Raw genomic sequence first — 26,766 nt, 5'->3', positions numbered from 1 at the left:
CTTTCAAGGCAAGCGGCGTAAAGAGGTCAAATCAGACGAACCTTGGTGCCAATCGGAGCGCGTTCATACACTTCGGCGATCTGTTCGTTATACAATCCGATGCAGCCGTTGGATGATTTGCGTCCGATCTTGCGGGTGTCCTGCGTGCCATGAATCCGGTAGAACTGCCACGACAAATACAATGCATGCGATCCCATCGGGTTCAGCGGGTCTCCGCCAGGAATAAACGCTGGCCATTCAGGGTTACGCTCGCGCATCGCAGGCGTCGGTGCCCAGCTGGGGGCAACACGCTTGTCGATCACCTCGGTAAATCCGGTGCGCGTCAGGTCGTCGGACAGGGGGACTGAGGTCGGATAGATCCGCATGTCACCATCGGGCGTCCAATGCTGCAAAAACATCGATTTAGTATCAGCCAGAATCGCACCCACGCCCAGCGAATCGAAATGATCGCGCCACTCATGCACGCGAAAAGCCGCGATATTGCGGTCAACCGGCGGCCGCTCGGTCTGTGCGCGCAGGATCGATGGCGCAAAAAGCGTCGCGGCTGTCGCCCCGAGCAGCAAAGCCCGGCGTGACGGAATTTTGTTATTTCTGTTCTTCATTCTGGCCTCATCTATCTCAACCGTCACTGGCATGACGCGGTCTGCACGGTCAAGCCTCACGATAATCCTGTAGCGCCTGCTTTAGCATGACTTGGCCATAGCGATGCACGCTACACGCAGATTTGAACATACGCGCTGCGGCGATGAATCGATGGGGCCGTTTACATGATCTTAAGCCGTGCCGGCACATAAGACCTTTCGACATGTAACGAAGGATCGCTTCATATGCCGGCCGACACAGCCACAATCGCCCTTCCTCCCGCGCTTACATTCGAAGCCTGCGAAGATCTCTTTGCAGCGCTGAAGCAGGCGCAAGGAAACGACCTCATCATCGACGGCAGCAATGTCAGCCGTCTTGGGGGACTTGCGGCCCAGATCCTGGCCACGGCCAGCGTGGCATGGGCAACCAATGGGCGGAGCCTGACCCTTGTCAATGAAACCGATGCCCTGCGCCAGGGTCTGGAACTGCTCGCGCTTTGGCCACTGCCGCAACAGGGAAGGGCGCTGTAATGACGAAACGCATTCTGGCGATCGACGATTCGCGGACCATCCGCAGCCTGCTAACCCAGACCCTGCAAAAAGCCGGGTTCGAGGTATCGACAGCTGTTGACGGCGTCGATGGCATTGAAAAGTTCCAGCATGAAGACGCCGATCTTGTGATCACGGACGTCAACATGCCCAACAAGGACGGTTTCGGTGTGATCGCTGATATCCGCGGGGGTACCCGCAACCGGACGGTGCCGGTTCTGGTCCTGACAACGGAAAGCGGGGCTGCGTTGAAAGAACGCGCGCGGCAGGCAGGCGCGACCGGCTGGATCGTCAAACCCTTTGATGACGAAGCCCTCGTCGCTGTGATCCGCCGCCTGACAGGAGCAGTGTAATGACCGCCGATATGACAATGCGCGACGTATTTTTCGAAGAATGTGAAGACCTGATCGCCGCCCTGACCGAAGGGCTGACAGCAATGCGTGATGGCAGCACCGACAGCGAAACGGTCAATGCTGTCTTTCGTGCTGTCCATTCCGTGAAAGGTGCGGCCGGCGCCTTTGCGCTCGACGACCTCGTGGGGTTTGCTCACACGTTCGAGACGGTTCTGGATCACGTCCGGTCACAGCGTCTGACCCTGGACGACCGCATCCTTCATGTTCTGCAGCGGTCCGGCGATATCCTTGCGGATCTCATCGAAACCGCAAGAGAGGAATTGCCGACGAACTCTGCCCAGGTGGATCCTGTCCTCGCAGACCTTCAATCCTTTCTGGGTGACGCGCCCGCGGAAGCAGAAGACTTCACCTTCGAGGCACTCACCCTCGCCTTTGACGGGCCAGCGGATGCGGGATCGACCTATGTCGTCGATTTTACGCCCAACGCAGCTTTTTATACCAGCGGCAACGACCCCGTTTTAATCATCGCTGCATTGCAGTCGCTTGGCACAACCCGGGTAACGGTAGATCTGTCCCGGTTGCCGACGGGATTGGACGATCTGCACTGGCAGGATGGGCTGTTGTCGTGGCAATTGGAAATCGAAGGTCTCGGGTCGGATCTGCCGATCCTCGAAGTATTCGAATTCGTCGACGACCTATGCGCCTTGCAGGTCAAACTGCTTGATGAAGATACCGCCGTGCCAGACATTGCCACAGCCACTGCGCCAGACAGTCCGGTCGAGCAAGACGGCATGGATGCCGCGGCAGGCATGGCGGGCGACACGTCCGATCAAAAAGCACGCAACGCCGCCGATAAGGGTAGCACCCGCGCGGCAAGTTCGCTCCGCGTTGACCCCGAACGCATTGATCGCCTGATTAACGCGGTAGGCGAATTGATCATCAACCAATCCGTGATCTCGCAAAGGCTGCAACATGCCAATCTGCCGAATACCGCCGAATTGTTTGCTGATCTTGATGATTACAAATTGCTGGCCCGCGAAATCCAAGAAGGCGTCATGGCCATCCGCGCACAGCCGGTCAAACCCCTCTTCCAGCGCATGTTGCGCATCGCGCGTGAGGCTGCGGATGCAACCGGCAAAGTGGTTGAACTGATCACTGAGGGCGAGGCGACCGAAGTTGACAAGACCGTCATAGAACGGCTTGCCGATCCTCTGACCCATATGATCCGCAATGCCATCGACCACGGAATCGAAGCACCTGACCTTCGCACGGCGGCCGGCAAGAACCGGCAAGGCAGACTGCGGCTGGCCGCACGCCAAAGATCCGGAAGCATCGTCATCGAAATTGCGGATGACGGTGCCGGCCTTAACCGCCCAAGGATTCGGGAAATTGCCGTATCCAAAGGGCTCGTCGCCGAGGATGCGCAACTGTCCGAAGCCGAAATTGACCATTTGCTGTTCGCTCCCGGGTTTTCCACGGCCAAGGAAGTGACCAATCTCTCGGGGCGCGGCGTCGGAATGGACGTCGTGAAGACAGCCATCACCGCTCTTGGCGGGCGTGTGGCGATCAGCAGTCAGTTTGGTCAGGGAACGACGTTTTCGATCACCCTGCCGCTGACGCTGGCGGTGATGGATGGCATGATCATCAACCTTGGCGGGCAGACGATGGTTGTACCCATCTCCAGCATCGTGGAAACGATCAGGCCCAAGGACGCTGACCTGTCGCAGATCGGGCTGAACAACACATTGCTACGCATCCGTGGCGAGTACGTGCCAATCATCGATCTGGCAGAACGCATGGGGCAAGTCGCAACGCTGCGCGACATGACCGACCGAGTGCTTTTGCTGATCCAGACCGACAGCGTGCCGCAATGCGCCCTGGCCGTCGATGATATCTTCGACCAGCGCCAGGTCGTCGTCAAAAGCATGCAGGGCAATTACGGCGAAATATCTGGAATCTCGGGCGCGACGATCCTAGGCGACAGCAAAATAGCCCTGATCATCGATCCCGAAGCCGTCGCACAAGGCAACTCGGTCTACGCCGTCACCAACAGCCAAAATGGAAGGGATGTTTCTTATGTCGCAGCTTGCTGAACTGCAAAAATCCGAACGGCTGGAATTCGTCACACTGGTGGCCGGTGGTCAGAATTTCTGCATTGAAATCACCCAGATCAGGGAAATTCGCCGATGGACGCCCGTAACGGTGCTACCGCATTCGCCTGATCACGTTCTTGGCGTGATCAACCTACGGGGTGCTGTCATTCCGATTATCGATCTTGCAGCGAAACTCGGTTTCGCCAAGATCATGCCTACGGAACGGCATGTCATCATTATCATTGCTGTCGAGGATCGGATCATTGGGCTTCTTGTTGAATCTGTCTCGGAAATACTTGGCGTCGATTCACATACCGTCCGCGAGACACCAAGAGGGCCAGAGGACACGACCACCCGCGCTATTCTTGGGATCATTCCGCTCGGCGATGACATGACAAAGATCATAAGCTTGTCGACCTTGCTGGCTCCGGCAAATCAGGTGGCAGCATGACAATGCCCGATAACATCGCACGATCCGATCAGACCATGCGCGAATATCAATTCACCGACCACGATTTCCAGACAATCGCCACCCTGGCGCACCAACGCTACGGCCTGCATCTGCAGCCATCTAAAAAACCGCTTGTTTATTCACGGCTGACAAAAAGATTGCGCGCGTTGGATCTTCCCGATTTTGAAAGCTATTGCGCGCTCCTGTCGGACCCGCGCGGTCATGCGGAGCAATCACACCTGCTCTCAGCACTGACGACCAATGTCACGCATTTCTTTCGTGAACGGCACCATTTCACCTATCTGCGCGAAAAAATCCTACCCGATCTCGTGGAAAAGGCGAAAAACGGCTCTGCTGTCAGGATCTGGTCCTCCGCATGCTCGGCGGGTCAAGAGGCCTATTCGATTGCCGCGATGATCCGCGATGCATGTCCCGAAGCGTCGCGTCTGGACATCAAGTTACTCGCCACGGATGTCGATCCACAAATGATCCAAAAGGCACGGCAAGCGCGCTATGATCGGGATCAGGCAGATGCCATCCCCGACGAATACAAGAGATTGATGATCGAAGACGATGGTGGCCAGCAATTTAAAATCCGGCAGGACCTGGCATCACTTGTGTCATTCGGCGAATTGAACCTGATCGGGGACTGGCCGATGCGCCGACGGTTCGATGTGATTTTCTGTCGCAATGCGGCGATCTACTTTGACAAGGACACGCAAGTCCGTCTCTGGCAACGGTTCGCAGACGTTTTGCAAGACGACGGCCATCTGATGATCGGACATTCGGAACGTCTGACGGGTCCTGCGCAAAGTGAATTCCGCAGCGTCGCCATTACAACCTACCAGCGGCTGCCTCGCAACACGGCCCTAGCCCGACCTCAAACGAAAGACTGACCCATGAGCTTGAAAGACACATTGCGCGTTATGATCGTGGACGACATGGGCGTCAGCCGGGGACTGCTTGTGCAGGCCATCGAAGAGATGGGGATATGGAAAAACCAAGCGGAAAATGATGGGCGTGCCGCGCTGAACAAGCTGATCGCCGACCCCGTTCACCTCGTCCTTTCCGATTATAACATGCCGGGCATGGACGGGCTCGAACTGCTCCGCGCACTGCGACAGCACAAAGCTACCGCGCGAATCGGGTTCATCCTTGTGACCGGGAACCCAACCCCCGACCTGGTCGCCAAAGGCAAAGCGCTTGGCCTGAACAATATCATCAAGAAGCCGTTTTCAACTGCAAGCATGAAACAATGCATCGAGACCGTGGTGGGCAAGCTATGACGACACAATCCATCACGCATCGACCAGCGGCCGCACGGACGCTCACGAATGTCGGCACCGCCCTACGCGAGGTCGCGATGATCGTTACCCGACTTGAAGAGGCAGCATTGCGGACCTGCGCTTGTGCGGCCGACTTGCCGCAAAAAACAAAATCATTGCAGGATTTTGACCTCGTTCTGCAGTCACTTGCCGATCTTGCGACATTGATAGAAGCGATGGGCGAACCTGGCGCTAACCAAGCTACTTCCGACTGCGGTAAATGGATCGCACAGATGCGTCTGGCTTGGCTACGCGACCTGGTTGGCGACGCCCCAGAGCCCGTTGATCATGACCGGACCCAGATAGCGATCTTCTGATGCAACACAGCTTACACAAGTACACCGTAGCCGAAAAATATCTTGCCCATGCTGCCGGCCTTGCTACGGGTTGCGGTGACAAGCATGGCAGCGTTGGTCAAAACACCGATGCAAGAGGCATTAGCTCATGCGCATCGTGATCGCCCATCGATCCGTGATCTTGTTGGGCCAGCTACAACGCCGCCTTGAGCGGCTCAAGATCGATGTGGTGTGCGCCGCCACCGAGCTCACGGAAGTATATAACTTTGCAGAACATCACGAACCCGATTGCGTCGTGCTGACAACCGATATCGCGGATTGTCCAGAGTTCGAACTCCTCGCGACGCTTTTCGGCATCATGGGCATCGGCTGTGTTGTACTGGGGACACCGAAGCAGGCGAATCTCACCAATGCCGCGCTCAGGGCCATTTCTGCGATCCGCGTTCTGCCCAGCAATGTCTCGGACCGCGACCTGACCGCAGCCCTGGTGCCCGGAGGCCGCCGTCAGCATCCCAGAGCACCGGCGGCAACACCTATACCGGCAGGGCGCGTCGACCCGCGCAGCACGATTTTGATCGGCTCTTCGACGGGAGGTATCGATGCCTTGATGCAAATCCTGCCGCATCTGCACCCGGGCGCCCCCCCGACAGTCATCGTCCAGCACACCGGTGGCAATTTTGCCTCGAGCCTGATCAGGCTACTTGACGGAGGCACTGCTGCAAAAGTTGTTGCTGCAACGCAAGATACGACATTGCAGCGCGGCCATGTTTATCTGGCATCCGGTGACACTCATCATGTCCGCCTCGTCCACGGGTCTCCGGCCCGTATCAAACTGGACGCAGCACCCCGCCAATCCGGCCACCGGCCTTCAGTGGATGCCCTGTTTCATTCAGCCGTCCCCTTTGCATCGCATGTGACCGCCGCGATCCTCACAGGGATGGGTCGCGATGGTGCCGAAGGCATCACGGCACTGCGCGCCGCGGGCGCCCGCACCTTTGGCCAAGACGAAGCAACCTGCATCGTCTACGGCATGCCGCGTGTAGCAAAGTCCTTAGGCGGCATCGAAATCGAACTTCCGATCCACCAGATCGGACCCAGCTTGCTGCGTGCAGCACAGCAAAGGCAGCGCGCATGAGTGAACCAAACACCACATCGCCAAAAATCATGACCATCGTGCAGGGCGACTTTGCCGTATCGAACGATGCTCAGGTGGTTATGTCCACCGTCCTAGGGTCATGTGTCGCGGTTTGTATTTTTGACCTTCAAGCCAAAGTCGGCGGGATGAACCATTTTCTACTGGCGAGCGGTGGTGATTCAAATACCAACGACTTGAAATATGGCGTCAACGCGATGGAATTGCTGATCAACCGCATTTTGGGCGCGGGCGGTGACCGGCGCAGGCTTCAGGCCAAAATTTTCGGAGGTGCGCGCATGACCGTGCATGCCCGCGACATCGGCCAGTCAAATGGTGAATTCGCCCTCGCATTTCTAGAACGCGAAGGTATCCCCTGCCTGTCGCAAAGCCTCGGAGGGACCATGGCCCGCCGCGTCCAGTTCACGCCGACAACGGGGGCTGCGCGCCAGATGCAGATCGCTGAATCGCCGCCGCCCGAAACGCCGGTCGTGCGGCCTCGTCCCGCGCCCGAGATCACGCTGTTCTGATGCAGAGCCACGATCAGCCCGCCACAGGTCCACTATTTTTGCACGATATCCCAAGGGATCGTGTAGGGGCCAAGCGCGATTTCGATCTTGCGCGCAAGTGCGGGGTCGGCGCTGATCCGCGCGACAAGCCCTCGTTTTTTATCCTCAAGGACGCCATCAACTTCCGCCGCAAGATCGGCAAGGGCGGCGGCGTAGATGCGCATGATCGCCCGCTTGCGCAGCTCAGGTTTGAAAATTTTGCCAACGGCAGTTTTCGGCAATTCCGCCAACACCTCCAGGTGTTTTGGATGGGCTGCGCGTTCGTGAATATGCTGTTTTGCGTAATCCAGCAGCGCCTCTTCGGTCACATCCGCACCAGCCACCAGTTCGAGGTAAACACAAGGCACTTCGCCAGCATGCGCGTCAGGCTGCCCGATCGCCCCGGCAAATGCGACAGCGGGGTGCCCGGCCATAGCCTCTTCGATTTCGGCGGGGTCGATGTTATGGCCGCCGCGGATGATCAGGTCCTTGGCGCGGCCCGTGATCCACAGATATCCGTCCGCATCGATCCGCCCCAGATCGCCAGTCCGCAGGTGATCGGCGTAGAAAATGTCACGGTTCTTGCTCGCCTCGGTATAGGTCTGACCGCTGAACACACCCGGGCTTGCGATGCAAATTTCTCCAATCTCGTCGACATCGCACGGCAGGCCGGTTGCCGACGAAACGATGGTCACATCCGTATATGGGAAGGGCAGACCAATCGATCCCACCCGTTTTTCGCCATCGGGCGGGTTGATCGACACAAGGCAGGTCGCCTCGGTCAGGCCGTAGCCTTCGCAGATGGTGACCCCGGCCGCCGCCTCGAATTTCTTGTAAAGTTCGAGCGGCAATGGGGCGGACCCGCAAAAAGCCAAGCGCAGCGACGAAATATCAGCATCAACCTTGCGCTGCATCAGCGCCGACATCGCCGTGGGCACCGTGATCATAAAGGTGACCTTGTGCTTGGCGATCAGTTTCCAGAAATTGTCGAACACGCCGTCGCCGCGATACCCCTGTGGTGTCGGAAAAACGACCTGCGCCCCCGACCCAAGAGAGGCGCCAAGCGACACGGTCGCCGCAAAGACGTGGAACAGCGGCAGTGGGCAGATTTGCACATCCTTTTCGGTGAACAACAGCCGCGCGCCCAGCCAGGCGTTATAGACGATTCCGGAATAGCGGTGTTGCACGACCTTGGGCATGCCGGTGGTGCCGCCGGTGTGAAAATAGGCCGCCACCCTGTCCTTGTCGGAATCAGCAAAGCTCAGGCTGGTGGGATGCTTGGCCAGTTCGGCGTTAAAATCCAACACTTTGGCCTTATGGGCGACCGGGTTCTTGGGCCGGATCAGTGGCACGACCAACCGTTTCAGCCCCGTCAGGTATCGATGCAGATCGACCTCCAGCACGGTGGTGACATCGGGCGCAAGACGCACGGCCTCAGCGGTTTTTTGGGCGACGTCGGTCCTGGGAAAGGCGCGCAGGGTAACGACGACCTTGGCCTTGGTTTCGCGAAGGATCGCAGCGATCTGTTCGGCGTCCAGCAGCGGGTTGATCGGGTTCACGATCCCCGCGACCTGACCGCCCAGATAGGTCAGGATCGTTTCGGTCGCGTTGGGCAGCACGAACGCCACGACATCGTTTTCGCCGATCCCCAGATCGCGGAACAGATTGGCCGCTTGCGCCGTTTTAGCCTGCAATTCGGACCAGGTCAGCGTTTCGCAAAACGCATCCGGATCGGACAGCAAGCTGAAGCTGACTGCCTTGCGCCCACCATGCGCGGCCGCCGTTTGCGACAACAAAGCATAGGTCGTCATCGGCAGGCTGCGTTCAGCCCAAGGCATCTCATTATGAATCGCATCGCGATCCGCCATCGTCGAAAAAGCCATGCCCCATCCTCCCCATTGTCCGTACCGCAGTTTTGCGCCACGGCCCCTCAGGGTGAAATGTTGGCCAATCCCACAAAATGGTGCAAGCCTGACGCTGCGAAAGTCTCGCTATTCGGCGGCGACACCTTCGGTGAATTGCAGCCGCGCCAGCCGCGCATAAAGCCCACCTTGCGCGACCAGCGCATCATGCGTGCCCTGCGCCACGATCCGGCCCGCGTCAAAGACGATGATACGGTCCGCCTTTTTCACCGTCGCCAGTCGATGCGCCACGATCAGCGTCGTGCGAGTCTTGGCCAAATCCTCGACCGCGCGCTGCACGGCATGTTCGCTTTCGGCATCAAGCGCGCTTGTCGCTTCGTCCAACAACAAGACCGGCGCATCACGCAAGATGGCACGCGCGATGGCGATCCGCTGCTTTTGTCCGCCCGACAGCATCACACCGCGTTCGCCGACATAGCTGTCATAGCCACCAGGCAGGGCGACCAGGAAATCATGCGCGGCGGCAGCTTTAGCAGCGGCTTCGACCTCGGAATCGCTTGCTTCGGGACGGCCGAAACGGATATTTTCACGCGCGGTATCCGCAAAGATCACCGGGTCCTGCGGCACCAAGGCGATGTGCCTGCGAAATTCAGCTCGGTTCAGACAGCGCAGGTCGATCCCGTCCAATGTCACCGCGCCTTCCTGCGGATCATAGAACCGCTGGACAAGCTGGATGATCGTGCTTTTGCCCGCACCCGACGGGCCGACAAGGGCGACGGTTTCACCCGCCGCGATATGCAGGTCGATCCCGTCCAGAGCGGAAATCGACATCCGCGACGGATAACTGAACCGCAGGTTTTCAAAGCGCAGATCGCCACGGACAGGCGTGGGCAAGCGGTGCGGTTGCACAGGATCAGTCACACTGTCCTCGATGGTCAGCAATTCGATCAGCCGTTCGGTCGCACCCGCCGCACGTTGCAATTCGCCCCAGACCTCGGAAAGGGCGGCAACGGCTCCGCCGACCATGATCGTATAGATCATGAACTGCACCAGCCCGCCTTCGGTGATTTCGCCCGCGACAACATCCTGCGAGCCCATTTGCAAAAACAAAACGATGGCCGCGAAGACCATGAAAATCACAACAGCCGTCAAGAACGCGCGCGTCAGAATGCGCCGCCTTGCGGACCGATAGCTTTGCTCGGTCACTGCGTCGAACTTGGCCCGGCTGAGGCCTTCGTGGGTGAAAGCCTGGACCGTCTGGGCTGATGTCAAAAGCTCGGACGCATCGCCGCTGGATTCCGCGATCAAATCCTGATTTTCGCGCGACAGGCTGCGCACACGACGGCCAAGAAACAGGATCGGGAACAGCACAACGGGGATAGGCCACAGCACCATGATGCTCATCTTGACCGAGGTCAGCAGCATCAGGATGACACCGCCGATAAAGATCAGGATATTGCGCAGCGCGATCGAGGCGGAACTGCCGATTACCGACAGGATCAGCGTGGTGTCGGTGGTGATGCGGCTCAGCACTTCGCCCGTCATGATGCGTTCGTAAAAGGCGGGGCTCATGCTGATCATTCGGTTGAAAACGGCCTTGCGGAGATCGGCCACAACACGTTCGCCCAGACGTGTCACAAGATAATATCGCAGCGCAGTCCCAAAGGCGAGAAGCACGGCAAAGGCCAACAGCGACATGAAATGGCGGCTGATTGCGACACTATCGAGCCCAAAATTATCAACCACCAGCCGCGCGATCAGCGGCAGGCTGAGCGCGACCATCGCGGTAAAGACAAGCGCAAATCCCGCCCCAGCCAAGTTCAATTTATAGGGTTTGATGAACGGCCAAAGGGCCTGAAGAGCGCCGATCTTTTTGCTTGATGGCCGGTCTTCTGCTTTGGTCTGCACAGTTTCGGCCATCGGGCATCCTTTGTCTATCAGGGCCTGATGTAAAGCTGAGCGGCCATTTGCACAAGTTTGGACCCACCTTGGTCCGCAATTGTCGCAGGATTGGAGCGGGCGGCGGGAATCGAACCCGCGTCTCTTGCTTGGAAGGCAAGGGTCTTACCATTACACAACGCCCGCGCAGTGCTTCGATTAAGTCAAGCAGCCCGCCCCGTCAAGGAACTGCCCGCATCTTCCGAGCATAAATATCCCTGCGCGGAGCGCATCTGACATCATGTTGCGCGCCGCCTGTTGCAGCGGCGCGCACCTGTCTGCGCTAGTTCACCGTGATCCGACCATCGGTGTAAGGCACGAAAGCGCCCTGCGCCGCCATATATTCGGCCAGCACATCCGCCAGATCGGGGCCGAAATCATAGGCATTGGCCGCATCCTCGAACATGGCATAGCCGTCACCGCCATTGCGGACATAATTGTTGGACACCACCGCATAGACCATTGCCGGATCAAGCGGAGCAGCGCCCACCATCACGTCAGACACCCGCTCGCCAGCAGGTGCCGCGCTATCGACGGTAAAGGTCATGCCCGCGACCTGCGGGAAACGACCGGCACCTTCCTCGATCTGGCTGACACCGTTTTCGAGTGCTTGCAGCAGGGTTTCACCCGTCACCTCGAAGGTGGACAGCGTGTTCTGGAACGGCAGCACGCCCAAAACTTCGCCCATCGTCACCTCGCCTTCATCAATCGAGGCGCGGATGCCGCCCCCATTCTGGATCGCGATCTGGACGCCCTGATCACGCACGCGGTCCAGCATCGCATCGGCGATCAGCGATCCCATCGGGCATTCCATCGCACGGCAGACAGTGCGGTCACCATCAATCGCCGCGGCAGTTTCAGCGACGATGCGCGTCTTCATCTCTTCGATCGGCCCGGCGAGTTCCGCGATCCGCGCGACGGCCGCTTCATCCTCGGCCACGCTGGCATCCAGCAGAATCGTATCGCCGGTGGCCGAAGTCACATTGCCCGCGTCATCAAAGACCAGCGTCAGATGGCCGACATATTTGGAATAGGCATAGGCCTGTACTACAGGCACAGCGCCAACCATCGTGGGATAGGCCAGCCCGCCGTCTTCGGTGTTTGACATCAGCGTATGCGAATGCCCGCCAACAATGGCGTCGATCCCGTCAACCGCGGCGGCGATTTCCATATCCTTGGACAGGCCGACATGGGTCAGCGCGATGATCTTGGTGACACCCTCGCCTTGCAGGGCCGCGACATCCGCGCTCAGGCTTGCAACTTCGGGGGTGAAGATAACAGCATCCGACGGGCTGGATGTTTCGACCGTATCACTGGCCAATGCCGAGATGATGCCGATCCGCTGCCCGCCAATCTCCAGCACAACGTGATTGTCGACCTGACCGGCCAAGATATTGGAACCGGCCACGTCGATATTGCCTGAAATCACCGGAAAAGACACCAGATCGGTCAGCTTGCGCAGTCCTGCGTCGCCATCGTCGAATTCATGGTTGCCCACGGCCATGACGTCATAGCCGATGACATTCATGAACTCGGCTTCGACCTCGCCCTTATAGGTCGTGTACATCAGGCTGCCCTGATATTGGTCGCCCGCATCGACAACGACGACATTCTGGCCCGCCAGTTCGTCGCGCAGGGCGTTGATCTGGGTGATGACCCGCGCCACGCCGCCAAAGCATTCACCGGCGGCATTCGCCTCGGCGTTGCAGGTGGAATCAAACGCGCTGATCGGCTCGATCCGGCTGTGGAGGTCATTGGTATGGATGATATGCAGCGTGTAATCGGCCGCAGCCGACCCCGCGATCAGCGCCAAAGCGCAGCTTGTGGTCATCAGTCGCAATGTCATGGCAGTCTCCCTTCAGGTTTCGCTCCGCAAGATTGGCCGCGCCATGTAACAGGAGTCAAACACAATGACCTGACATCAGCACCTTACCGCGTCCTCAACCGACATTGCCAAGACACTTGACCATTTTTTGCGCAGGCCCCATGACGCTGCCATGTTGATTTACAAGATTTTCCGCGCCGATGAATGGGCCGCCTTTGAACGCGATGGCGCAACATCGGGCGCGCCTGTCGATCTGGCCGATGGCTATATCCATTTTTCTACGGCCGCGACGGTAGCCGAGACATTGACCAAGTATTTCACCGGCGAAACCGGTCTGGTTCTACTGGCGGTCGCAGCAGAGGGTCTGGACCCGCTGAAATGGGAACCGGCGCGCGGCGGCGTGCTGTTTCCCCATCTTTACCGTGACCTGACACTGGCCGATGTGGTCTGGGTCCGCGACCTGCCGCTGTCGGATGGCGCGCATGTCCTGCCGGATCTTGCATGAAAGCGATTGAACAGATCGGCCTTTCGGCGCTGCGCCGGATTGATCCGGAAACGGCGCATGGTCTGGCGATCACGGCCTTGCGCGCAGGGCTTGGCCCGAAAATCGCGCCCTTCACATCGCCCCGTCTGCGCTGTGATGTGGCGGGGCTGGCGCTGCCCAACCCGATTGGTCTTGCCGCCGGTTTCGACAAGAACGCAACCGCCCTTGCGCCGCTGGCGCGCAGCGGTTTCGGCTTTGTCGAGGTCGGTGCCGCCACACCGCGCCCCCAGCCCGGCAACCCCAAGCCGCGCCTGTTCCGGCTGACCGCGGATCGCGCCGTGATCAACCGGTTCGGGTTCAACAACGACGGGATGCAGGTGATCGCAGACAGGTTGGCGCAGCGCCCTGCAGATGGCGTGATCGGCCTGAACCTTGGCGCGAACAAGGACAGTACCGACAAGGCCGCAGATTTTGCCACCGTGCTGGCCCATTGCGGCCCGCATGTGGATTTCGCGACGGTCAATGTGTCCTCGCCCAACACCGAAAAACTGCGCGACCTGCAAGGCAAGGCAGCGCTGGCGGCCTTGCTCGCCGGTGTGATGGAGACGCGGGCAGGCATGGCACGCGCGATCCCTGTCTTTCTCAAGATCGCGCCGGATTTGACCGGCGAGGAGATCGCCGAGATTGCCGAAGTTGCACAGGCGGCGGGTATCGCAGGCATCATCGCCACCAATACCACGCTGGACCGCACAGGGCTGAATGGCCCCCATACGCAGGAAAAAGGCGGGCTGTCCGGCCAGCCTTTGTTTGAAAAATCGACGCGCGTGCTGGCACAGCTGTCGGCCCTGACCGATCTGCCAATCATCGGGGTTGGTGGGGTCGCCACGGCGGACCAAGCCTATCAGAAAATCCGCGCCGGGGCCTGCGCCGTGCAGCTTTACACAGCGTTGGTCTATGGCGGTTTGTCTTTGGTCGATGATATCGCGCGCGGATTGGATGCGCTGTTGCTGCGCGACGGGTTTGCAAGTCTCGCCGATGCGGTCGGATCAGGCCGCGCGGACTGGACCTGAGGCAGCAGCCTCTAATGCGGGATATTTCAGCCCCAATGTCACCCCGCGTACCACAAAGCTGATCAGCATCCCGATCCACAGACCATGATTGCCAAACAGCGCCATCAAAGGAATGACGCTGACGAAATAGACAACCGCCGACACAATCATCATGTTACGCATATCCGTTGTCCGGGTCGCCCCGATGAAAATACCGTCCAGCATCCATGCGGCGACCCCTGCCAAGGGCGCTGCGACCATATAGGGCAGATAGGTGCGGGCGGCAGCGCGTACCTCGGGTGCGGTGGTCATGATGTCGATGGTGATGCCACCAAACAGCGCGAAACAGACCGCCATGATGGCACAGGCCCCCAGACCCCAAAGGCTGGTGATGATCGCCGCGCGGCGCAGCACGCCACGTGCCCGCGCGCCCGCAGCCTTGCCCACCAGCGCCTCGGCGGCAAAGGCGAAACCGTCCAGCGCATAGGCCGTAACGTACAAAAACTGGATCAGGATCTGGTTCGCGGCCAAAGGCACATCGCCAAAGCCCGCGCCATAGAACAGGAAACTGACAAAGATTGCCTGCACCAGCACCGACCGGATCATGATATCGCTGTTCACCACGGCCATGCGCCGCAGGCGGATCAAGTCAAACACCCGCGCCGCCGTCCGCCATGCGACCCCGGCAAAAGCATCGCGGCAATACCAAAGCCCCAGCGCCAGCCCGGCCCAGACGGCGATGAACGTAGCCCAGGCCACGCCCGCCACACCCCAGTCAAAACCCAGCACGAACACAAGGTCCAACCCGATGTTCAGCCCGTTCATCAATAGCTGGATCATCAGCACCCCGCCCGTGCGTTCTTGCGCAATCAGCCAGCCGGTGATCCCGTATAACGCGATGGTCGCGGGCGCAGACCAGATGCGGATCGCCATGTAATCGCGGGCCAGATCTTCGACCTCGGCGCTGGCGGGGGCAAGGTGGAAAGCACCGTCAAAGATCAGCCATTGCGCAGCGATCATCACCGCCCCCGCGCCAAAACCGATCAGCAGCGCGCGCGATAACAGGGCCGCAACCTCGTCCATGTCGCCGGCACCGCTGGCTTGGGCGGCAAGACCCGTGGTCCCCATCCGCAGAAAGCCGAAAACCCAGTAGACCGCAGTCAGGATCACGGCCCCAAGGCCCACAGCACCAATCGGTGCCGCCTCTCCCAATTGCCCCACGACGCCAGTATCGACCAAGCCCAGCAGCGGCACCGTTGCATTGGCCAGCACGATCGGCATCGCGATGCGCAGCACCCGTCGATGCGTCAGGATGTCAGCCATCCCGTGGGGGCATCAGGAAATGACCCGTCGCCTGTGCAAAAAGCCGTGCGCGGTTGTCCTGCCATGTTTCCACATGCACGGACGCATAACGGCGGCCAGACCGATTGACCCGCGCGCGCGCATAAGCATCGCGCGGTAACCCGCTGCGCAGGTAATCGACGGTAAAGTCGATGGTCTTGGGCAGGGTGATGGCGGGGGTGTCATCGGTGATGCGCCCTGCCTCCATGTCTTCCCAGATCATCGCCCAGGTCAGTTCCATGATCGCCGTCACCTCTAGAAACGCCGCCGTCGCGCCGCCATGCAGCGCGGGCAGCATCGGGTTGCCGATCAACCGGTCAGCATAGGGCAGGATCGCGGTCAATTCATCCCCGCGCCGGTCAATCTGGATACCCAAAAACTGCATATAGGGCACCCGCGCCACCAGTTTTTGCAACATCGCGTCGCGGCGTTGCTTGATCACTTGAACCGCTTCGGGGCGAGTATTCATGCTTTGCCCCTACTGATCGTAAAGGCCCCAGTCGCCGAGGCTACAGGCCGATCCGCGTCACTGTCCACTGCCGTCGCCCGCACAAAGGCGACCGACCGCGTGACGTGATAACATTCCGCAGTCGCCGTGATCCGGTCGCCGGGGGTAGCAGGGCGCATATAGTCGATCCGCAGATCAAGCGTCGCCGTGGCCAAGGCCGCCGCCGGATGCGCCATCACCGCGGCACCGGCGCAGGTGTCCATCAAGGCGGACACCGCACCACCATGGATGACGCCGGTATCGGGATCACCGATAAAGCGCTGATCGTAATCCATCGCAATGGTCGCCCGCCCGTCGCCCACCTCGGTCAGGGTCATGCCCAGCGCTTGCGCATGCGGGATGGATGCGATGAACTGCGCGGCGATCTTGTCGCGGCGGCTGGCCTGATCATCTGACATGGCTTCTCTTTCACAGTTGGGCCTTCCTAACCGGAGTAGCGTCACCCGGTTGTCATTGCAAACATGATTGATCCATCTGTTGCCCCGCCGCAGCGATGGCGATAGGTTGATGCCGAGGAGAAACCGATGACCGAAAAGCGCCTGTCGTTCAAAGAGATGTGTGCGAAATTCGACGTCACGCCTCGGACTTTGCGCTATTATGAGTATATCGAACTGCTGACCCCCGAAAAGGAAGGGCGGGCACGGTTCTATGGCCCGCGCGAGCTGGCACGGATGACGCTGATCCTGCGGGGCCGGCGGTTTGGCTTTGCGCTCGAAGACATCCGGCAATGGCTGCTGATCTACGAAAAAGAAGGCACCCATGCGCAGATGCGCGAATGGGTCGCGCTGGCCGACCGGCAGATGGAAGAATTACGCCAGCAACGCGCGCAGCTGGATGAAACGATGGCCGAACTGCAACAGCTGCGGGACCATACGGCGAAAACGCTGGCCTGAGCGCGGCCTGCACCGCGTCAGAAAATTCCACCAAATTCGCCAGATTTTTGCTGACCTTTCGTCACCCTTTTTGTGACGCCACGTTCCGTTTACGTAAACGTCACCTTTGCTTGTAAGACTGTCATGTGATCCGCAATTGCGTGGCAACAGCCATTCGCATGAGGAAAAGCCATGACGACAGATACAATGAACATCCGCGAGATGTGCGAGACCTTCGAAGTCACGCCCCGCACTTTGCGTTTCTATGAGGCCAAGGAACTGCTGTTCCCGATCCGCCACGGCCAAAAGCGCCTGTTCACCAAGCGCGACCGCGCCCGGCTCAAGCTGATCCTGCGTGGCAAGCGCTTTGGCTTCTCGCTCGAGGAAATCCGGCAGTTGCTGGACCTCTACCACATGGACGACGGGCAAGAGACCCAGCTGTCAAAGACCTATGAACTGGCCGAACGCCATCTGGCCGACATGCAAGCCCAGAAAGCAGAGCTTGATGAAGCGATTGGAGAATTGAAGGCCCAGATGGCCTGGGGTGCCGAAAAGCTGTCCAGCCTCGCCAAAAAGAAATCCGCTGCCGCTTGAGGCGGCGCACAATTCACGACACGACCCCAGGGAGAGAGACCAGATGCCCATCTACAATGCGCCCGTCAAAGACATCCAATTCGTGCTGCACGACCTGCTGAAAATCAGCGAACAGGATATTGCGGGGTTCGAAGACCTTGAGCGCGATTTCACCGGTGCCGTGGTCGAAGAGGCCGGCAAGGTCGCCACAGCCGTGCTGCACCCGCTGAACGCCGTGGGTGACCGTGAAGGCTGCGTGCTGGAAAACGGTGTCGTGCGCACGCCTGCGGGTTTCAAGGACGCGTTCGAACAGATGAAAAAAGGCGGTTGGACCGCGATGGATTGTGACCCCGCATACGGCGGGCAGGGCCTTCCGTACGTCATGCACACCGCGGCACAGGAACCGTTCGTGTCCGCAAATATGGCGTTCAACATGTATCAGGGCCTGACCCATGGTGCCTATTCGGCGATCTATGCGCATGGCTCGGACGAGCAGAAACAGACATACCTGCCAAAACTGACGACCTGCGAATGGACCGGCACGATGAACCTGACGGAACCGCATTGCGGCACCGATCTGGGCCTGATGCGCACCAAGGCGGTTCCGCAGGACGATGGCAGCTACAAGATCAGCGGCCAGAAGATTTTCATCTCGGCGGGCGATCACGATCTGGCGGAGAATATCATCCATCTGGTGCTGGCGAAAATTCAGGGCGGGCCTGACGGGATCAAGGGCGTGTCCTTGTTCATCGTGCCCAAGATCATGGTGAATGAAGACGGCAGCCTTGGCGCGCGCAATGGCGTCAGCGTCGGCAAGATCGAAGAGAAAATGGGCATCCACGGCAATGCGACCTGTGTGATGAATTATGATGACGCGACCGGTTTTCTTGTGGGCGAAGCCCATAAAGGCATGCGCGCCATGTTCACCATGATGAACGAGGCCCGTCTGGGTGTCGGCCTGCAAGGCTATGCCCAGGCCGAAAGCGCCTATCAGAACGCTGTCGCCTATGCCAACGACCGCCTGCAAGGACGCGCTGTCACCGGTGCGGAAAACCCCGACGGCCCCGCCGATCCGCTGATCGTGCATCCCGATATCCGCCGCAACCTGATGGACCAGAAATCTTTTGTCGAAGGGGCGCGCGCCTTTACCTATTGGGGCGCATATCTGATCGACCGCGCACATCGCAACAGCGACAAGGACGCCGATGGCCTGATCTCGCTGATGACGCCGGTCATCAAGGGGTTCTTGACCGACAAAGGCTTTGAATATGCCACAGCCGCGCAGCAGGTTTACGGCGGCCATGGCTATATCGAAGAATGGGGCATGTCCCAATATGCCCGCGACGCCCGCATCGCCATGATCTACGAAGGGGCCAACGGTATTCAGGCGCTGGACCTTGTGGGTCGCAAGCTCGCGCTGGATGGCGGCAAGCATGTCATGGCGTTTTTCGAGATGATCAAAACCTTCATCAAGGAAAACGAAGGGAACGAGGCGCTGAACAAGGATTTCCTTGTCCCGCTGAAAGCCGCCAGCAAGGACCTGCAAGCAGCGGGGATGTATTTCATGCAGAACGGCATGAAGAATCCAAATAACGCGCTGTCGGGGTCCTATGACTTCATGCACATGATGGGCCATGTCTGTCTGGGTCTGATGTGGGCGCGCATGGCGAAGGCCGCGATGGACGCTTTGGCCAGCGGTGCATCCGACACCGAATTCTATGAAACAAAAATCGCGACCGGGCGCTATTATATGGCACGTCAACTGCCCGCAACGGCCATGCATCTGGCACGCATCAACACAGGAGCGGATACGGTCATGGCGCTGCAGGCCGCACATTTCTGATAGGCTGCGTGGGTTAAAACCCACCTTGCCCTTCCACTGTCAGGTATCGCGGCAAGACCAGTGCCCGACGCCTGCGGCGGGCAAAGGGCCTCCGGCGGGAGTATTTGAAACAAAGCGAGACGAAAAGTCCCCCGAACCTGAGAGAGTTCCCCGCGTCCGGGGCGCAGCAACACAGGCCAGGGTCCTTTCGCTTTGTACGGTCATCGGCTCTCCAGCCTGTACCGTGCAGTATTCCTGCCAAAGATAGGTTAAGACGAGGTCAACGAAGCAAGCTTGCCCTCGCTTTGTTGTAAATACTCATCTGGCCCCGCAGGGCCAAAAGCAGAAAAGCGATCACATGCCCATGAAACTTCATTGCTTTGCCGAAAGCGGAAACGCCTACAAGGCGGCCCTCACTTTAACCCTGACCGATCAGGACTGGGAGCCGGTGTTTGTCGATTTCTTCAACGGCGCGACCCGCAGCCCCGAGTTTCGCGCATTGAATGTCATGGGCGAGGTGCCAGTGTTCGAGGATGGCGATCTGGTGCTGACCCAATCGGCGGTGATTCAGGACTACATTAGTTCGAAATCCGGCAAACTGGGGGGCCGGTCTGCTGCCGAGCGTCGTGACGTGCTGCGCTGGATGTTCTTTGACAACCACAAAGTCAGTGGTGTCGCAGGCCCTTTGCGATTCAACATGAACTTCCTGCCCGAAGCCAAGCGCAACGCCGATGTGAACGCCTTTCTGGCGATGCGGCTGGGCTCGGCGCTCAAGGTGATGGAAACCCATCTGACGGGGCGCAACTGGCTGGCGGGCGAGGATATGACCATCGCCGATATCGCCTGTGCCGGTTACCTGTTTTACGCCGAACCTTTTACCTTTGCGCGCACCGATTACCCGCAGATCGACCGCTGGCTGGACGCCATCGCCGCCCGCCCCGGTTGGAAACACCCCTATGACTTGATGCCGCGCGGCCTGACCGACGCGGCCTGAACGGAGGAAACGATGACACAAGCTTACATCTATGACGCGATCCGCACGCCGCGCGGCAAAGGCCGTGCCGATGGCAGCCTGCACGAGGTGACATCAGCCCGCCTGTCCGCCGGTGTGCTGAACGCGCTCAAAGAGCGCAACAACCTTGAAGGCCACGCGGTCGAGGATGTGATCTGGGGCAACGTCACCCAAGTCGGCGAACAAGGCGGGTGTCTGGCACGCACGGCGGTGCTGGCCTCTGATTTGGACCAATCCATTCCGGGCCTTGCCATCAACCGTTTCTGCGCATCAGGGATGGAGGCCGTGAACCTTGCCGCGAACCAAGTACGCGGCGGGGCGGGGCAGGCTTATATCGCGGGCGGTGTCGAGATGATGGGCCGTGTGCCGATGGGCAGCGACGGTGCGGCGATTGCCGTTGATCCGTCCATCGCGATGGACAGCTATTTCGTCCCACAGGGCATTTCCGCCGATATCATTGCGACCGAATACGGCTTTACCCGCGATGAGGCCGACCAACTGGCCGTGGCCAGCCAGCAACGCGCCAAGGCCGCTTGGGATGATGGCCGGTTCGCCAAATCCATCGTCACCGTGCGTGATATCAACGGCTTGGCCATTCTGGACCATGACGAATACATGCGGCCAGAGACGAATATGCAGACGCTGGGCGCGCTCAACCCCGCCTTTGCGGCCATGGGCGAAGTGATGCCTGGCTTCGACAAGATCGCCTTGATGAAATACCCCCATCTGGAACGGATCCACCACATCCACCATGCGGGCAATTCATCCGGTATCGTCGATGGTGCCGCTGGCGTGCTGGTCGCATCAAAAGAATGGGGCGAGGCCATGGGTCTGAAACCCCGCGCCGTGATCCGGGCCACCGCCAAGATCGGCACCGATCCGACCATCATGCTGACCGGCCCCGTGCCTGTCACCGAAAAGATCCTGCGCGATAGCGGTATGGCAATCAGCGACATCGACCTGTTCGAGGTCAACGAAGCTTTTGCATCCGTCGTGCTGCGGTTCATGCAGGCATTCAACGTTGACCACGACCGCGTCAACGTGAACGGCGGGTCGATCGCCATGGGTCACCCTTTGGGGGCCACGGGGGCCATCATCATCGGCACCTTGCTGGACGAGCTGGAACGCACCGGCAAATCCACCGGCCTTGCGACACTGTGCATCGCATCGGGCATGGGTGCAGCTACGATCATCGAACGCGTGTAAGGGGACCAACATGACTGATTTTACACTCAAAACCGATGCCGATGGCGTGGCCATCATCACATGGGACACAGTCGGCAAATCCATGAACGTGATGAACCAGCAAGGGTTCACCGATCTTGATATGCTGGTGGGCCAAGCCCTTGGCGATGATGCGGTGAAAGGCATCATCATTACCTCGGGCAAGCCTGATAGTTTCGCAGGCGGCATGGACCTGAACATCATCGCGCGGATGAAAGACAGCGCAGGCGACGATCCCGCACGCGGGTTGTTCGATGGTGTGATGGCGATGCATGGCGTGCTGCGCCGGATCGAACGCGCGGGCATGGACCCCAAGACCAACAAGGGCGGCAAGCCCATTGCGGCCGCCCTGCCCGGCACGGCGCTTGGCATCGGGCTAGAAATCCCGCTGGCCTGTCACCGCATCTTTGCCGCCGATAACCCCAAGGCGAAAATCGGCCTGCCCGAAATCATGGTCGGCATCTTTCCCGGTGCCGGTGGCACCACCCGCCTTGCCCGCAAGCTGGGTGCGATGGGCGCATCGCCCCTGCTGCTGGAAGGCAAGTTGAACGATCCCCAAGCCGCCAAGCGCGCAGGCGTGATTGACGAGGTAGTGCCCGCCGAAGACTTGATCTCGGCCGCCAAGGCGTGGGTGCTGTCGAACCCTGCAATCGTGAAACCGTGGGACGAGAAAGGCTATAAAATGCCCGGTGGCGCGCCCTATCACCCTGCCGGTTTCATGACCTTTGTTGGCGCATCCGCCATGGTCAACGGCAAGACGATGGGTGTCTATCCTGCCGCCAAGGCCCTGCTTAGCGCCGTTTACGAAGGCGCATTGGTCCCATTCGACACCGCGCTGAAGATCGAGGCACGCTGGTTCACCAATGTCTTGATGAACCCGTCATCCAGCGCGATGATCCGCAGCCTGTTCATCAACAAAGAAGCGCTCGAAAAAGGGGCCAACCGCCCACAAGCGCCCGATCAAAAGGTCAGACAGGTCGGCGTGATCGGCGCGGGCATGATGGGCGCGGGCATCGCGCTGGTGTCTGCGCTTGCCGGCATCAAGGTCGTGCTGATCGACGCCAAACAGGACGCCGCTGAGAAGGGCAAATCCTACACCGCCGCTTACATGGACAAAGGCATCGCCCGCAAAAAAGCGACCGAGGACAAGAAAGCCGCCGTGCTGGGGCTGATCCACGCCACGACCGATTATGCCGCGCTGAAAGACTGCGATCTGATCGTCGAAGCGGTGTTCGAGGATGTAGGCGTCAAGGCCGAGGTTACCAAAAAGGTGCAGGCCGTCACTGGCGCGGGTTGCATCTTTGCGACCAACACATCGACCCTGCCGATCACGGAGCTTGCCAAGGCCAGCAATGATCCGACCAATTTTATCGGCATCCACTTCTTTTCCCCCGTGGACAAGATGATGCTGGTTGAGATCATCAGGGGCGAAGCGACGGGCGATGTCGCTGTGGCCAAAGCACTCGATTTCGTGCGCCAGATCCGCAAGACGCCGATCGTGGTGAACGACGCGCGGTTCTTTTACGCTAACCGCTGCATCATTCCCTACATCAACGAAGGCATCCGCATGGTCCGCGAAGGGGTCGAACCCGCCCTGATCGAAAATGCTGCCAAACTGGTGGGTATGCCGCTGGGCCCGCTGCAACTGGTCGATGAAACCAGCATTGATCTGGGCGTGAAAATCGCCAAGGCCACCCGCACTGCGATGGGCGATGCCTATCCCGATGGCGTGGTGGACGAGGTGTTGTTCTGGATGGCCGACCAGACCCGTCTGGGGCGCAAATCCAATGCCGGCTTCTATGCCTACGACGACAAGGGCAAACGCACCGGCCTATGGGACGGTCTGGCCGTGCAATACCCTGTCGCGGATCAGCAACCCGACCTGGTGACCGTGCAGCACCGCCTGCTTTTCGCGCAAGTGCTGGAGGCCGTGCGCGCGCTGGAAGACGGCGTGCTGACCGACATCCGCGAAGGCGATGTGGGCGCGATCCTTGGCTGGGGCTTTGCGCCTTGGTCGGGCGGGCCGTTCAGCTGGCTGGACATCATCGGCGCACCTTATGCCGCTGAACGCTGTGACCAGTTGACCGCGCAGTTCGGGGATCGTTTTACGACGCCTGACCTTTTGCGCGACATGGCAGCCAAGGGCCACGAATTCTACAAACGCTTTGGCACAGGTGCAAAAGCCGCCTGATCAACGTGGCGCATCCCACTAATCGGGGTGCGCCACCCCTTACGTGCTGCGGCGCGACACGATGATGATACCGGCAAGTGCGATCAACGCCATACCTGCCATTGCGACCGGGCTGACAAGATCGCCCCACAGATACCACGCCCACCCGCTGGCGAAGATCAGCAGCGAATATTCATAGACGGCGACCTGACTGGCCTCGCCCAGTTGATAGCCGCGGAACAGACAGAAAATGCCGAACAGCGCCAAGGCGGCCTGAACTGCGATCCAGAACGCCAAATCGGCAGTCACGGGCATCCAGCCGCGCTGCGCGAAACCCTCGGCGCCGGTTCCGGTAGACGGCAGCAGCAGGCAGCCAAGGGCCCCAAAAACGGCCAGCATTGCAAAAAACCCGGCGCTGAGCGTCAGGGTGGTTTCGCCTTCGCACCATGCGCGGGTGGCGATGGCCCCGATGGCATACAATAGCCCCGCAAGGATCGGCAGGAATACGACCAAATCAAGTGCTGCCGGATCAGGCCGGATCACCAAAAGCGCGCCCGCAAACCCCGTGATAATCGCAAGGCTGCGGCCCCAGCCGACACGCTTGCCTTGAAAGATCACCGCGATCAGCAGCACAAAAATCGGGGATGTGAACAGACCAGCCACGACGATGCCGATAGGCAGAATGGCCAGACAGCCGAAATAGATCAGCATGGACCCCGCCTGAAACACGCTGCGCCCGAACACTGCCCAAGGCCGTTTTGGCCGCAAACTACCCCGGCCCAGCAGCGCAATCAGGCACAAAGCGCCAAGCGCCAGAGTGCCACGCAGCAGGTGGAACTGCCAAAGCGATCCATCCGCCGCGACATGGGGAACGAAATTGTCGCTCAGCCCCAAGGTTGCCATCCCCACGATGATATAAAGCGCTGCATGCGACGACACGATCTGGTCAGGCAAGGCGAGCTGGGGTGTCATCAGGCAGCTTTCTCAACAGGATTCCGCTTTCAAAGTCGCCGATGCACCGCAATACTCTGTCCAGATAGCGACCAAGATGGCGGGGGGGCGACATGGGCTGGATGCGCGATGAGACAGGGCTGGGCAAACGGGCGGCCAATCATGTGCCGCTGACGCCCTTATCGCACCTGCAACGCGCTGGCTTGGTCTTTGCCAACCGAGAGGCGCTCGTCTATGGCACGGCGCGGTTGACCTATGCGCAATATCATCGGCGCGTCACGCGGCTGGCTTCGGCGCTGGTCAAGGCGGGGGTGCAGCCGGGCGATGTGGTCGCCACGATCCTGCCCAACATCCCCGCCCAATCCGAGGCGGCATTCGGCGTCCCCGCCTGTGGCGCGGTGCTGAACACGATCAACATCCGGCTGGATGTCGATACCATCGCCTATATCCTTGATCATGGCGAGGCAAAGGTTGTGCTGGTGGACAGCCAGTTCCTGCCGCAGGCGATGGCGGCCATCGACCAGATGCAGGGGCCTGCGCCATTGGTAATTGAAGTGCCAGACGACCAGGCGGGTATCCATACCACCGGCACCCAGCAGAATTACGAGGATTTTCTAGCCACGGGCGACCCCGATTTCGCATGGATCCTGCCGCATGATGAATGGGAAAGCCTTGCGCTGAATTACACTTCTGGCACCACTGGCCGTCCCAAGGGCGTGGTCTATCACCATCGCGGCGCCTATCTGATGACGCTGGGCACAGCGATGTCGTGGGAAATGCCGACCTTTGTGCGCTATTTGCAGATCGTGCCGCTGTTTCATTGCAACGGCTGGAACCACACATGGATGCTGCCCGCGCTGGGTGGCACCGCGATCTGCTGCCGCGACATCACTGCATCGGCGATCTATGATGCCATCGCCGATCACGGGGCCACGCATTTCGGCGGCGCGCCGATCGTGCTGAACCTGCTGGTGAATGCAAAACCAGAGCATCGCCGCCAGTTTGACCACATGGTGCAGGTGTTCACCGCAGGCGCACCCCCTGCCCCCGCAACACTGGCCGCGATTGGCAAGCTGGGGTTTCACGTCAAACAGGTCTACGGGCTGACCGAAACCTTTGGCCATGTCACCGAATGTATCTGGGACCCCGCATGGGATACCCTGCCAGAGGCCGAACAGGCCGCAATCAAGGCGCGCCAAGGTGTCGGCTTTCCGATCATAGAAGACGTGACCGTCGTCAACGACCAGATGGAGCCCGTGCCGTGGGACGGCATCACGCAGGGCGAGATTGTCATGCGCGGCAATGCGGTGATGAAAGGCTACCTGAAAAACCCAGACGCCACCGAAAGGGCGTTTGCAGGCGGCTATTTCCACTCCGAGGATCTGGCGATCCAGCATCCGGATGGCATGATCCAGATATCCGACCGCGCCAAGGACATCATCATTTCAGGCGGCGAAAACATCAGCTCTGTCGAGGTAGAGGCCGCGCTGATGCACCATGCAGCCGTAAACCTGTGTGCTGTGGTGGCACAATCAGACGAAAAATGGGGTGAAATCCCCTGCGCCTTTGTTGAGCTGAAAGACGGGGCCACCGCGACCGAGGCCGAGATCATCGCCTTTGCGCGCGAACGGCTCGCAGGGTTCAAATGCCCCAAACGCGTAGTGTTTCAGGACCTGCCCAAGACATCAACCGGCAAGATCCAGAAATTCGAACTGCGCCTGATCGCCAAGGCGTTCTGATCACGGGGGCGCAGGGCCGTTTCGGGCATGACAACTTGGACCTGTGGGCGTAAGGTAACTGCAAAAAA

Annotated in this window: 26 protein-coding genes and 1 tRNA gene; 18 read left to right on the top strand and 9 right to left on the bottom strand. The window is 59.6% G+C overall.

Annotation, left to right across the window (positions count from 1 at the left end):
- Positions 1-26: 26 nt before the first annotated feature.
- Entirely contained in the window at positions 27-602 is a 576-nt protein-coding gene (locus ACPF9B_RS01360) for a L,D-transpeptidase (protein ID WP_424178708.1), read from the bottom strand.
- A gap of 225 nt (positions 603-827) precedes the next feature.
- On the opposite strand from ACPF9B_RS01360, the gene ACPF9B_RS01355 reads away from it, so the two are divergent.
- The 9 genes from ACPF9B_RS01355 (at position 828) to ACPF9B_RS01315 (ending at position 7,310) form a co-directional block, all read left to right on the top strand.
- Positions 828-1,112: an STAS domain-containing protein gene (locus ACPF9B_RS01355; RefSeq protein WP_007205795.1), complete on the top strand. Its 285-nt coding sequence runs from the start codon at positions 828-830 to the stop codon at positions 1,110-1,112.
- Positions 1,112-1,483: a response regulator gene (locus ACPF9B_RS01350; protein WP_007205796.1), complete on the top strand. Its 372-nt coding sequence runs from the start codon at positions 1,112-1,114 to the stop codon at positions 1,481-1,483. The genes ACPF9B_RS01355 and ACPF9B_RS01350 overlap by 1 nt, the downstream gene beginning before the upstream one ends.
- The gene (locus ACPF9B_RS01345) at positions 1,483-3,576 is read left to right on the top strand and encodes a chemotaxis protein CheA (protein ID WP_424178705.1); all 2,094 of its coding nucleotides are present in this window, start codon (positions 1,483-1,485) and stop codon (positions 3,574-3,576) included. The genes ACPF9B_RS01350 and ACPF9B_RS01345 overlap by 1 nt, the downstream gene beginning before the upstream one ends.
- Positions 3,560-4,027 (top strand): chemotaxis protein CheW, encoded by a 468-nt coding sequence (locus tag ACPF9B_RS01340; protein ID WP_007205799.1) that lies wholly within the window; start codon positions 3,560-3,562, stop codon positions 4,025-4,027. Before ACPF9B_RS01345 ends, ACPF9B_RS01340 begins: the two co-directional genes overlap by 17 nt.
- Positions 4,024-4,923 carry a CheR family methyltransferase gene (locus ACPF9B_RS01335; RefSeq protein ID WP_424178703.1) on the top strand — a complete coding sequence of 300 codons (900 nt, stop codon included), beginning with the start codon at positions 4,024-4,026 and terminating at the stop codon, positions 4,921-4,923. The genes ACPF9B_RS01340 and ACPF9B_RS01335 overlap by 4 nt, the downstream gene beginning before the upstream one ends.
- Positions 4,924-4,926: 3 nt before the next feature.
- Positions 4,927-5,313 carry a response regulator gene (locus tag ACPF9B_RS01330; protein ID WP_007205801.1) on the top strand — a complete coding sequence of 129 codons (387 nt, stop codon included), beginning with the start codon at positions 4,927-4,929 and terminating at the stop codon, positions 5,311-5,313.
- Positions 5,310-5,669, top strand: a complete 360-nt coding sequence (locus tag ACPF9B_RS01325) for a hypothetical protein (RefSeq protein WP_007205802.1) — start codon at positions 5,310-5,312, stop codon at positions 5,667-5,669. Before ACPF9B_RS01330 ends, ACPF9B_RS01325 begins: the two co-directional genes overlap by 4 nt.
- Before the next feature lie 127 nt (positions 5,670-5,796).
- Positions 5,797-6,783 carry a CheB methylesterase domain-containing protein gene (locus tag ACPF9B_RS01320; protein ID WP_007205803.1) on the top strand — a complete coding sequence of 329 codons (987 nt, stop codon included), beginning with the start codon at positions 5,797-5,799 and terminating at the stop codon, positions 6,781-6,783.
- Positions 6,780-7,310 carry a chemotaxis protein CheD gene (locus ACPF9B_RS01315; protein WP_007205804.1) on the top strand — a complete coding sequence of 177 codons (531 nt, stop codon included), beginning with the start codon at positions 6,780-6,782 and terminating at the stop codon, positions 7,308-7,310. The genes ACPF9B_RS01320 and ACPF9B_RS01315 overlap by 4 nt, the downstream gene beginning before the upstream one ends.
- A 32-nt stretch (positions 7,311-7,342) precedes the next feature.
- On the opposite strand, the gene ACPF9B_RS01310 is transcribed toward ACPF9B_RS01315, so the two are convergent.
- From ACPF9B_RS01310 to ACPF9B_RS01295, 4 genes are all read right to left on the bottom strand, one after another.
- Positions 7,343-9,211, bottom strand: a complete 1,869-nt coding sequence (locus ACPF9B_RS01310) for an acyl-CoA synthetase (RefSeq protein WP_424178700.1) — start codon at positions 9,209-9,211, stop codon at positions 7,343-7,345.
- A gap of 108 nt (positions 9,212-9,319) precedes the next feature.
- Positions 9,320-11,110 (bottom strand): ABC transporter transmembrane domain-containing protein, encoded by a 1,791-nt coding sequence (locus tag ACPF9B_RS01305; RefSeq protein WP_424178698.1) that lies wholly within the window; start codon positions 11,108-11,110, stop codon positions 9,320-9,322.
- A 91-nt stretch (positions 11,111-11,201) separates the two neighbouring features.
- Positions 11,202-11,275 (bottom strand) — tRNA-Gly (locus ACPF9B_RS01300).
- Between the two features lie 136 nt (positions 11,276-11,411).
- Complete coding sequence (locus ACPF9B_RS01295) at positions 11,412-12,974, bottom strand: bifunctional metallophosphatase/5'-nucleotidase (protein ID WP_424178696.1); 1,563 nt, start codon at positions 12,972-12,974, stop codon at positions 11,412-11,414.
- Between the two features lie 151 nt (positions 12,975-13,125).
- Here ACPF9B_RS01295 and ACPF9B_RS01290 point away from each other — a divergent pair, with 151 nt between their 5' ends.
- Complete coding sequence (locus ACPF9B_RS01290; protein ID WP_007205808.1) at positions 13,126-13,458, top strand: DUF952 domain-containing protein; 333 nt, start codon at positions 13,126-13,128, stop codon at positions 13,456-13,458.
- On the top strand, positions 13,455-14,507 hold the full coding sequence (locus ACPF9B_RS01285; RefSeq protein WP_424178693.1) for a quinone-dependent dihydroorotate dehydrogenase: 1,053 nt from the start codon (positions 13,455-13,457) through the stop codon (positions 14,505-14,507). Before ACPF9B_RS01290 ends, ACPF9B_RS01285 begins: the two co-directional genes overlap by 4 nt.
- On the opposite strand, the gene ACPF9B_RS01280 is transcribed toward ACPF9B_RS01285, so the two are convergent.
- From ACPF9B_RS01280 to ACPF9B_RS01270, 3 genes are read right to left on the bottom strand one after another with little or no spacing between them, the layout of a single operon-like run.
- Complete coding sequence (locus ACPF9B_RS01280) at positions 14,484-15,809, bottom strand: MATE family efflux transporter (RefSeq protein ID WP_424178691.1); 1,326 nt, start codon at positions 15,807-15,809, stop codon at positions 14,484-14,486. The genes ACPF9B_RS01285 and ACPF9B_RS01280 overlap by 24 nt on opposite strands.
- Complete coding sequence (locus tag ACPF9B_RS01275) at positions 15,802-16,296, bottom strand: PaaI family thioesterase (protein ID WP_007205811.1); 495 nt, start codon at positions 16,294-16,296, stop codon at positions 15,802-15,804. The genes ACPF9B_RS01280 and ACPF9B_RS01275 overlap by 8 nt, the downstream gene beginning before the upstream one ends.
- On the bottom strand, positions 16,293-16,733 hold the full coding sequence (locus ACPF9B_RS01270) for a PaaI family thioesterase (RefSeq protein WP_007205812.1): 441 nt from the start codon (positions 16,731-16,733) through the stop codon (positions 16,293-16,295). Before ACPF9B_RS01270 ends, ACPF9B_RS01275 begins: the two co-directional genes overlap by 4 nt.
- A 126-nt stretch (positions 16,734-16,859) precedes the next feature.
- Here ACPF9B_RS01270 and ACPF9B_RS01265 point away from each other — a divergent pair, with 126 nt between their 5' ends.
- The 6 genes from ACPF9B_RS01265 (at position 16,860) to ACPF9B_RS01240 (ending at position 24,029) form a co-directional block, all read left to right on the top strand.
- A complete protein-coding gene (locus tag ACPF9B_RS01265; protein WP_007205813.1) occupies positions 16,860-17,228 on the top strand; it encodes a MerR family transcriptional regulator in 369 nt (122 codons plus the stop codon).
- 171 nt (positions 17,229-17,399) lie between these two features.
- Positions 17,400-17,801: a MerR family transcriptional regulator gene (locus ACPF9B_RS01260; RefSeq protein WP_424178688.1), complete on the top strand. Its 402-nt coding sequence runs from the start codon at positions 17,400-17,402 to the stop codon at positions 17,799-17,801.
- A gap of 43 nt (positions 17,802-17,844) precedes the next feature.
- Complete coding sequence (locus ACPF9B_RS01255) at positions 17,845-19,623, top strand: acyl-CoA dehydrogenase C-terminal domain-containing protein (protein ID WP_424178686.1); 1,779 nt, start codon at positions 17,845-17,847, stop codon at positions 19,621-19,623.
- 343 nt (positions 19,624-19,966) lie between these two features.
- Positions 19,967-20,596, top strand: a complete 630-nt coding sequence (locus tag ACPF9B_RS01250; protein WP_424180314.1) for a glutathione S-transferase family protein — start codon at positions 19,967-19,969, stop codon at positions 20,594-20,596.
- A gap of 12 nt (positions 20,597-20,608) precedes the next feature.
- The gene (locus ACPF9B_RS01245; RefSeq protein ID WP_424178684.1) at positions 20,609-21,820 is read left to right on the top strand and encodes an acetyl-CoA C-acetyltransferase; all 1,212 of its coding nucleotides are present in this window, start codon (positions 20,609-20,611) and stop codon (positions 21,818-21,820) included.
- Between the two features lie 10 nt (positions 21,821-21,830).
- Positions 21,831-24,029 carry a 3-hydroxyacyl-CoA dehydrogenase NAD-binding domain-containing protein gene (locus ACPF9B_RS01240; RefSeq protein ID WP_424178682.1) on the top strand — a complete coding sequence of 733 codons (2,199 nt, stop codon included), beginning with the start codon at positions 21,831-21,833 and terminating at the stop codon, positions 24,027-24,029.
- A 39-nt stretch (positions 24,030-24,068) separates the two neighbouring features.
- On the opposite strand, the gene ACPF9B_RS01235 is transcribed toward ACPF9B_RS01240, so the two are convergent.
- Positions 24,069-24,980, bottom strand: coding sequence for a DMT family transporter (locus tag ACPF9B_RS01235; RefSeq protein ID WP_424178680.1), 912 nt, complete (start codon positions 24,978-24,980; stop codon positions 24,069-24,071).
- A 92-nt stretch (positions 24,981-25,072) separates the two neighbouring features.
- Here ACPF9B_RS01235 and ACPF9B_RS01230 point away from each other — a divergent pair, with 92 nt between their 5' ends.
- Entirely contained in the window at positions 25,073-26,698 is a 1,626-nt protein-coding gene (locus tag ACPF9B_RS01230) for an AMP-binding protein (protein ID WP_424178678.1), read from the top strand.
- Positions 26,699-26,766 lie beyond the last annotated feature (68 nt).

The sequence above is a fragment of the Yoonia sp. TsM2_T14_4 genome (assembly GCF_049602355.1).
GTDB classification, from domain to species: Bacteria; Pseudomonadota; Alphaproteobacteria; order Rhodobacterales; family Rhodobacteraceae; genus Yoonia; species Yoonia vestfoldensis_A.
This window is presented reverse-complemented; position numbering and strand designations above follow the sequence as displayed.

Bases quoted from the DNA above. Each gene is read 5' to 3' on its own strand.
- ACPF9B_RS01360 (WP_424178708.1), bottom strand. From the start codon at position 602: ATGAAGAACAGAAATAACAAAATTCCGTCACGCCGGGCTTTGCTGCTC.
- ACPF9B_RS01355 (WP_007205795.1), top strand. From the start codon at position 828: ATGCCGGCCGACACAGCCACAATCGCCCTTCCTCCCGCGCTTACATTC.
- ACPF9B_RS01350 (WP_007205796.1), top strand. From the start codon at position 1,112: ATGACGAAACGCATTCTGGCGATCGACGATTCGCGGACCATCCGCAGC.
- ACPF9B_RS01345 (WP_424178705.1), top strand. From the start codon at position 1,483: ATGACCGCCGATATGACAATGCGCGACGTATTTTTCGAAGAATGTGAA.
- ACPF9B_RS01340 (WP_007205799.1), top strand. From the start codon at position 3,560: ATGTCGCAGCTTGCTGAACTGCAAAAATCCGAACGGCTGGAATTCGTC.
- ACPF9B_RS01335 (WP_424178703.1), top strand. From the start codon at position 4,024: ATGACAATGCCCGATAACATCGCACGATCCGATCAGACCATGCGCGAA.
- ACPF9B_RS01330 (WP_007205801.1), top strand. From the start codon at position 4,927: ATGAGCTTGAAAGACACATTGCGCGTTATGATCGTGGACGACATGGGC.
- ACPF9B_RS01325 (WP_007205802.1), top strand. From the start codon at position 5,310: ATGACGACACAATCCATCACGCATCGACCAGCGGCCGCACGGACGCTC.
- ACPF9B_RS01320 (WP_007205803.1), top strand. From the start codon at position 5,797: ATGCGCATCGTGATCGCCCATCGATCCGTGATCTTGTTGGGCCAGCTA.
- ACPF9B_RS01315 (WP_007205804.1), top strand. From the start codon at position 6,780: ATGAGTGAACCAAACACCACATCGCCAAAAATCATGACCATCGTGCAG.
- ACPF9B_RS01310 (WP_424178700.1), bottom strand. From the start codon at position 9,211: ATGGCTTTTTCGACGATGGCGGATCGCGATGCGATTCATAATGAGATG.
- ACPF9B_RS01305 (WP_424178698.1), bottom strand. From the start codon at position 11,110: ATGGCCGAAACTGTGCAGACCAAAGCAGAAGACCGGCCATCAAGCAAA.
- ACPF9B_RS01295 (WP_424178696.1), bottom strand. From the start codon at position 12,974: ATGACATTGCGACTGATGACCACAAGCTGCGCTTTGGCGCTGATCGCG.
- ACPF9B_RS01290 (WP_007205808.1), top strand. From the start codon at position 13,126: ATGTTGATTTACAAGATTTTCCGCGCCGATGAATGGGCCGCCTTTGAA.
- ACPF9B_RS01285 (WP_424178693.1), top strand. From the start codon at position 13,455: ATGAAAGCGATTGAACAGATCGGCCTTTCGGCGCTGCGCCGGATTGAT.
- ACPF9B_RS01280 (WP_424178691.1), bottom strand. From the start codon at position 15,809: ATGGCTGACATCCTGACGCATCGACGGGTGCTGCGCATCGCGATGCCG.
- ACPF9B_RS01275 (WP_007205811.1), bottom strand. From the start codon at position 16,296: ATGAATACTCGCCCCGAAGCGGTTCAAGTGATCAAGCAACGCCGCGAC.
- ACPF9B_RS01270 (WP_007205812.1), bottom strand. From the start codon at position 16,733: ATGTCAGATGATCAGGCCAGCCGCCGCGACAAGATCGCCGCGCAGTTC.
- ACPF9B_RS01265 (WP_007205813.1), top strand. From the start codon at position 16,860: ATGACCGAAAAGCGCCTGTCGTTCAAAGAGATGTGTGCGAAATTCGAC.
- ACPF9B_RS01260 (WP_424178688.1), top strand. From the start codon at position 17,400: ATGACGACAGATACAATGAACATCCGCGAGATGTGCGAGACCTTCGAA.
- ACPF9B_RS01255 (WP_424178686.1), top strand. From the start codon at position 17,845: ATGCCCATCTACAATGCGCCCGTCAAAGACATCCAATTCGTGCTGCAC.
- ACPF9B_RS01250 (WP_424180314.1), top strand. From the start codon at position 19,967: ATGAAACTTCATTGCTTTGCCGAAAGCGGAAACGCCTACAAGGCGGCC.
- ACPF9B_RS01245 (WP_424178684.1), top strand. From the start codon at position 20,609: ATGACACAAGCTTACATCTATGACGCGATCCGCACGCCGCGCGGCAAA.
- ACPF9B_RS01240 (WP_424178682.1), top strand. From the start codon at position 21,831: ATGACTGATTTTACACTCAAAACCGATGCCGATGGCGTGGCCATCATC.
- ACPF9B_RS01235 (WP_424178680.1), bottom strand. From the start codon at position 24,980: ATGACACCCCAGCTCGCCTTGCCTGACCAGATCGTGTCGTCGCATGCA.
- ACPF9B_RS01230 (WP_424178678.1), top strand. From the start codon at position 25,073: ATGGGCTGGATGCGCGATGAGACAGGGCTGGGCAAACGGGCGGCCAAT.